The 5,705-nt window shown below is 64.3% G+C and carries 6 protein-coding genes; all 6 read right to left on the minus strand.

Annotation, left to right across the window (positions count from 1 at the left end):
* Window positions 1-261: 261 nt before the first annotated feature.
* Window positions 262-432 carry a hypothetical protein gene (locus ACX80M_RS20665; protein ID WP_252603852.1) on the minus strand — a complete coding sequence of 57 codons (171 nt, stop codon included), beginning with the start codon at window positions 430-432 and terminating at the stop codon, window positions 262-264.
* Window positions 433-877: 445 nt separating this feature from the next.
* Entirely contained in the window at window positions 878-1,363 is a 486-nt protein-coding gene (locus ACX80M_RS20670; RefSeq protein WP_252603855.1) for a hypothetical protein, read from the minus strand.
* Entirely contained in the window at window positions 1,360-1,776 is a 417-nt protein-coding gene (locus tag ACX80M_RS20675) for an ester cyclase (RefSeq protein ID WP_252603856.1), read from the minus strand. The genes ACX80M_RS20670 and ACX80M_RS20675 overlap by 4 nt, the downstream gene beginning before the upstream one ends.
* A gap of 613 nt (window positions 1,777-2,389) precedes the next feature.
* Window positions 2,390-3,622, minus strand: coding sequence for a hypothetical protein (locus ACX80M_RS20680; RefSeq protein WP_252603859.1), 1,233 nt, complete (start codon window positions 3,620-3,622; stop codon window positions 2,390-2,392).
* 29 nt (window positions 3,623-3,651) lie between these two features.
* A complete protein-coding gene (locus tag ACX80M_RS20685) occupies window positions 3,652-5,283 on the minus strand; it encodes a relaxase/mobilization nuclease domain-containing protein (protein ID WP_252603862.1) in 1,632 nt (543 codons plus the stop codon).
* Window positions 5,280-5,591: a plasmid mobilization relaxosome protein MobC gene (mobC, locus tag ACX80M_RS20690; protein WP_252603864.1), complete on the minus strand. Its 312-nt coding sequence runs from the start codon at window positions 5,589-5,591 to the stop codon at window positions 5,280-5,282. The genes ACX80M_RS20685 and mobC overlap by 4 nt, the downstream gene beginning before the upstream one ends.
* Window positions 5,592-5,705 lie beyond the last annotated feature (114 nt).

Raw genomic sequence — 5,705 nt, forward strand, 5'->3', positions numbered from 1 at the left:
ATGAAAGGCACCCTCACCGTGAAATAACACCCCGGCAGAAGGACGCAGTACACCGGGAACGAAGTGGGGTCTGGAACGGAGATATTCGTTTCTTCGTTACCGGCACGTGCGTCCCGAAGGGTCTGCGCTCGTCTTCCCGGATCGAGGTTTCCCTGGCCCGGTTGCCTTCCACGCGGCAACTCACCGATGCGGGGACCGGCACATGGGCGGGTCTCGGGCATCCCCAACGGTATCCCCAGGTGGTCCTACAAACCCCATGGCTTATCCGCGCTTTCCGGGCTGCGTTGCATCGAAGAACCGCAATTCCTCGCTGTTTTGGCCCGTACCCACGCCCGTTTCTTTCTCGCGGATAAAATCCAGATCCTCACGGGAAAGCAGCATCTGGCCGTGCCCGTCGACGTCGACGTGCCCCGCGGAATTTTGCTTGATCATGGCAGTGACAGTGCGCGGCACCATCACGCCTCCCGGATTATCCAGGAGCCACTGGCGCGTCTCTGAATCAAGTCGGTCCCATGATTTTGTCAATCTGACTTGAGCCCACTTTGGTGGGAAATCGCAGCTTGATCGGGGCCGCCATGAACCAGGTCGCGGAGGCGGTGGGGCCCCGGAATGTGACCGTTCCGTTACGCCGATCCCGGCAGGGCGCCGGGTACTCGAAATCAGGGGACCGGCCGCCGCCTGCTGCCAGCCAGGAACACCCCATGATCCCGGGACCCTTATGGATGGACCGGGCTCCTGCCCCCTCTCAGGAGGTGGGCAATCGCTGCCTCACCGGCGTGTTGCCGGGAACCGGATTCCCGGGTTTTCTGCGCCCGGCCAGAAATCCGGAAGAAGGCTTGGACGCTCGGAGGTGCAACGGGGAAGTCTGCCCGTTGGGTCAAAGCGGGCGGGAGGCGGCCGGGTCCAGGGTGTGCAGCGCGGCGCCGGTCACGATGCCGTAGGCCAGGTGCGGGATGATGTCGCTGGCCCAGTCCGCGGGAGACCAGGTGCGGGGATCGGTAATTCCGAGAACGGTCATAGGGCCGTTGCTGCCGATCAGTGCGCCGGCCGCCGCAGTCAGTGACGAACCGAGGAGTCCGGGCCGGTATCCGGCCTCCCGGACAAGGCCGAGGACCGCGCCGACGCCGACGCCGACGACAAGTCCTGTCAGCGGGCCGAGCCCGGCTAACCGGTTCGTGCGTTCTTCCTCGGTGCCCGGGATCTTGACCCCTGTGACGTCGGCCAGTTTTTCGACGGTGGCCTCGGGTGTGCTGCTGGCGGGGCGGGCACGCCAGACCATGTCCAGGTAGGTGAGGGTGTTCAGGGCTGTGGTCCCGGCGGCGCCTGCTGCGGCCCCGGTGGCCAGTGCGCGGACGATTTTCATGGCTGCGGGGACAGCCCGAGTTGGGTGAGCATGCCCAGCTGGTCGCTGCTGCCCCAGCGCTCGACGAGTTTGCCGTCTTCGAAGCGTCCGATCTGCATGCCCCGGATTTTGAAGCTCCTGCCGGTGGGCGGGTGGCCCATCAGCGGCCCCTGATGTGTCCCGGTGATCGTGTAGGCGAACGCGACGTCGACGTCGGTGGCTGTGAGGTGTTCGACGTCGAGGTGCAGATCCGGAAAAGAAGAGCGCAACCCTGTGAACAGGTCCTTGAATCCCTGCGGGCCCGGTCCTTGTCCCGGTGCCGGGTCGTGGTCGACACAGCCGGCCGCGACGACGTCGTCGAATTCTTCGAGTTTGCCGCTGTTTACAGCGGCGCCGAAGCGCTCCTGGGCGTGGATATTGGCGTCCCTGGTCATGAATCCTCCGTTTATGGTTGTTAGGCCGGTCCGTGCGGAACGGTCCTTGTTGTCATCTGTCATCGTGCGCGCTGGTCTGCCCGGGAGCAAGGGCAGTGGGATCGGGTTCGGCCGGGCCTGCCTGGGTCCGGGACTCCAGGCCGGCGGGTCCGCCGCCACCCTGGACAGCCACCGGCACGCCCGCAAGACCCGGACACGGCACACGCGGCCGCGACCCCCGCCGGCACAAGGCTGCCTGAACCGCGCCAGTGCAACTCCCCGGGCCAAGATGGATAGGCCCGGCTTGAGCGCACGGCAAACACAGCCAGTCCGTACTTCGTGGTGGGTGCTGGGGGCTACTTGTTGCGTTGGTGGCAGTCACTCTGGTCACGGATTGGGACCGGCTGCGAGATCCACTGCTTAAAGGCACCCCAGCCTCAGGCCTCAGGTAACGCCGGCGATTGCCGTTTCATGACATGAGTACCTCGCCAGACCAAAATCCAAGGGTCGGAAGCAAGGACTGCAAGTGACCACCCTCGCACATACTCCATCGGTCCTCCTCGCGGAGTCGTGGATGATGTCCGCAACGTACGGTGCAATGTTCCAGGTGAACCGCTCTTTGTGGATAAATGTTTTAGCGGGACAGGCCGTTCTTGCTCCTCTCAGAGCCCACTGTTGCCTCTGTGCTCGACCTTCTGGCCTTGGTGGCGCCCTTGCCCATAGTCACCGCTGCGCTGGGGTGTGTGCCCTCGCTGCGAGCTGCCGCGAGGCGTCCGCGTATCTGGGTCTCATTCGCGCCGCTGTTTTCTAGGGACTCAGCGAATTTTTCGTGGTGTTCGGCCGAGCCGTAGTCGGCGGCTGACGTGCTTTCTGCTTTGAGGCCCTGGTCTTTGAGCCGACTGCTTTCGTTGCCGGTGACGCGGTTCTCGATTTCGCGGCCGACGCCTTCCATGCGGGCAAAGAGTTCCTTTTCCGCGCGTTCGTACCGCTGCTCCACGGGCGTCCGCTCGGAGCCTTTGAAACCGCCCTCGGCCAAGAGCTTGGCCTCGTGCATCTCCTTGGCAGCCTTCACGAACTCGGGATCCTCGAAGTGCGAGTCGCCGGCACCGTTGACGTTCGCGGTGGTCTCTTTCCGCAGCTGGTCCATGTCGGGACCGTTGATGCCGTCCTTGCCGATGAGGAACATGCGTTCCTTCACGATGGCGTCCGCTGCCTCTACCGCTGTGGGGGTCTTCGCGGTGTGCGCGGTCTGCAATGCCTGGGCCAGCTCGGGGTTGGCCAGGTACTCCACGGGCACCTGGTGACGCTCCATTTCCGGTGCCAGCTTCGCGGCCTGTGCGCGGAGTTCTTCCGCGCGGGCTGCTGCGAGCAGCTGCATGGCCTTCTCGTGTTCGGCGGTGGCCTTGCGCGTCTCTTCCTGGCTGCGCGCCAGTTCGTCCTGCCGGGCCTTCTCGGTGGTGATCGCCTGAATACCTGACTCCAGGTAGGCGGCGTCTGTGCCGACGTCGTGGGTGTCGATCCCGTACCGCGTCAGGACCTCCTGACGGATCTTTTCCGACGCTGCCAGCGCGGCCGGGTCGTGGTCCTTCCAGCCTTCGGCGACGGCGTGTGCCGTAGCAATGTCGTTTGGCTGTGCCTTGTCCCACCACTGGTCCTTCTCGACGGGCGCCAGTGCTGCGTGGGCGGCGCTTCGTTCGGCGGCGAGACGGGCCTGGGCTTCGTGCGCCACCTGGGCGTCTTGGTGTTCCTGGTGCCGCTGGGATTCCTGCCGCCGCCGGGCCAGGGTCTCGGCAATACGGGAGGCGATCATCAGCGACTGCCGCAGCCCGCCGTCCAGGACATCATCCATTCCATCTGATTCACTCATGCTGTTCCCCTTGCAGTTGGTGGTGGTCTTTATCGGTCGAGGCCCGGCCCGGAGTCGCGTCGGCTGAGTTGGTAGGTCTTGGCCGGTGTTGGCGTTGATGGCACCACTGATCCCGGACGGATGGGCACCATGCCACGCCTGGCAATATCAATCGCCCTGGGCGGCACTGCTGACTCCGTGGCTTGCTGCTGCCCGGCACCCACCGGGACAGCCTTCGGCATGGTTCCGGTGAACGGAGCCAGCTGGTGCTCGACCACTGAGCGGATGCGTTGCGCTTCACGGGTCCGCCCAGATTGGGCGTGCATTTCGTAGACGGCAAAGGCGGTGTTGATCAGCTGCACCATGAGTGCCGTTTGCGCCGCCGTCTTGTTCTTGCTCGATGCGGCCATGAACAACATGGCGGTACCGGCAATGGAGGGCAGCGCGACGGGTTTGCTGTGCTGTCGTGGTGCGCGCAACTGCGCCGTGCGGGACAGTTCAGCAGCGGTGGCCGCCAGTGGCCCGGGCGTCGGTTCGAGCCGGTAAGACCATGCCGCGAACGCTCCGGAAACTTCCCGTGCGGCCTTCGCCCAGGTTGCGTGATCGTCACGCGGGATGGTGCGTAGCTGGTCTGCCAGGGCGGTGGCGTTACGGGTGTATTCCACCCATGCTTCTGCCGGTGGCGTTGCGTTCTCGGGACCGGTCTTGGAGACCGTGCGCTTGTTGCGTGCCGCCGCGTTCCACTCGGCTGCAGCATCGGTCGCCAGGTGTGGTGAGTCCATCCATTCTTCACGGAGGGCACCGAGTTTCAGGTCAGAGGCGAGGGTGCCGCCTCCGAACCAAATAGGACGCTCCCCCTGGGTGGGGCGTTCGGCTACCGAGTACCCAACAATGACGTCGGTGGTGTTCTTGGCGTAGCGGGGACGGACGAGCATTCCGGTGTCGCGGGCCCGGCGTACGAACTCCGCTTCGGTTGCCGAGGCGCTGGCGCTGGCGCGTACTTTCCGTGCCAGTGATGACCTGTGCATTTCGCGGTCATCCCTGACGGCGGTGGCCTTCTCGGCCCGGTCGTATCCACGGGTGGCGTGCACCATGGAGAGCTGTTCCAGACCGTACTTGACCTCAAGCTCGCGGCAGGTCTGCTGTGCACGCTTGTAGTCAGCATGCGTGGATGCTTTGGTGCCGTCCTCGCGGACAAGAGACACTGCCAGGTGGATGTGGTGGTTCCCGTTTTCGGACGTGCCGTGGTTCACCGCGGCCCACCGGCACCGTGCTTTGCCGCTGGCTTCGGTGAAGCCCATAGAGTCAACGAAGTCGTTGGCGATATCGCCCCACTGCTGGTCCGTCAGTGCACCCTCTTCGGCGCGCAGGCTGAGGGAGCAGTGCCACACGCTGGCATCCTTGTACCCGACGTGCACGCGCTCCTTCTTCGCCGCGTCCCACTCCATGTCCTTGATCTGAACCGAGACACCGAACATCTTGCGCGGCCGGTCCAGATGCTTGGCAATGGCCAGGGCATCGTCGCGGTCCAGCACACCGTCGTCGTACCACGCCATGATGGCAGCGTCACCGGCAACAAGGTGCGGATCCTGGTGGGCGTTCTTGGTCTTGTTCGCATCGGTCGATGCCAGGTAAACCATGAGCCCGCCCATACGTGAACCGCGAGTGATGTTCGGAATCATCCCTGCATCAGCCCGTCAATGGCGTCGTCAATGCGCATGGCTACAGTGCGAATGTGCTTCAGCGCTTCGCGGGCTTCAACAGGGAACTCGCTGGTGGCGTTCGCCTGCCGTGCGAGCTGGTTGATGTTGTTGGACGAACGGGCCAGGAGATTGTGCAGGGACATCAGTTCCGCTGCAATGGCGCGGCGTTCGGTCGGTGAATCGGAGTGCTCCGACAGCGCGGACGAAATCAGCAGGTTCGGAACGGTGACCTTCTCGCGCTCAGCCCTGGCGACGAGCGCCGCTTCTTCCTCCACAGTGACCCACACGTCACGGCGCTAGCCCTGAATGACCAGATCGATGAGGAAAATAGTCAATGAGCGTTGTCATCGGAGTGGATTCCTCCACCCAGTCCTGCAAAGTCCTCGCTGTGGACGCCCAGA

Source organism: Pseudarthrobacter sp. MDT1-22, assembly GCF_054511035.1.

Coding starts and splice junctions, on each gene's coding strand:
- ACX80M_RS20685 (WP_252603862.1), bottom strand. CDS start 5,283: ATGATTCCGAACATCACTCGCGGTTCACGTATGGGCGGGCTCATGGTT.
- ACX80M_RS20670 (WP_252603855.1), bottom strand. CDS start 1,363: ATGAAAATCGTCCGCGCACTGGCCACCGGGGCCGCAGCAGGCGCCGCC.
- ACX80M_RS20665 (WP_252603852.1), bottom strand. CDS start 432: ATGATCAAGCAAAATTCCGCGGGGCACGTCGACGTCGACGGGCACGGC.
- ACX80M_RS20680 (WP_252603859.1), bottom strand. CDS start 3,622: ATGAGTGAATCAGATGGAATGGATGATGTCCTGGACGGCGGGCTGCGG.
- ACX80M_RS20675 (WP_252603856.1), bottom strand. CDS start 1,776: ATGACCAGGGACGCCAATATCCACGCCCAGGAGCGCTTCGGCGCCGCT.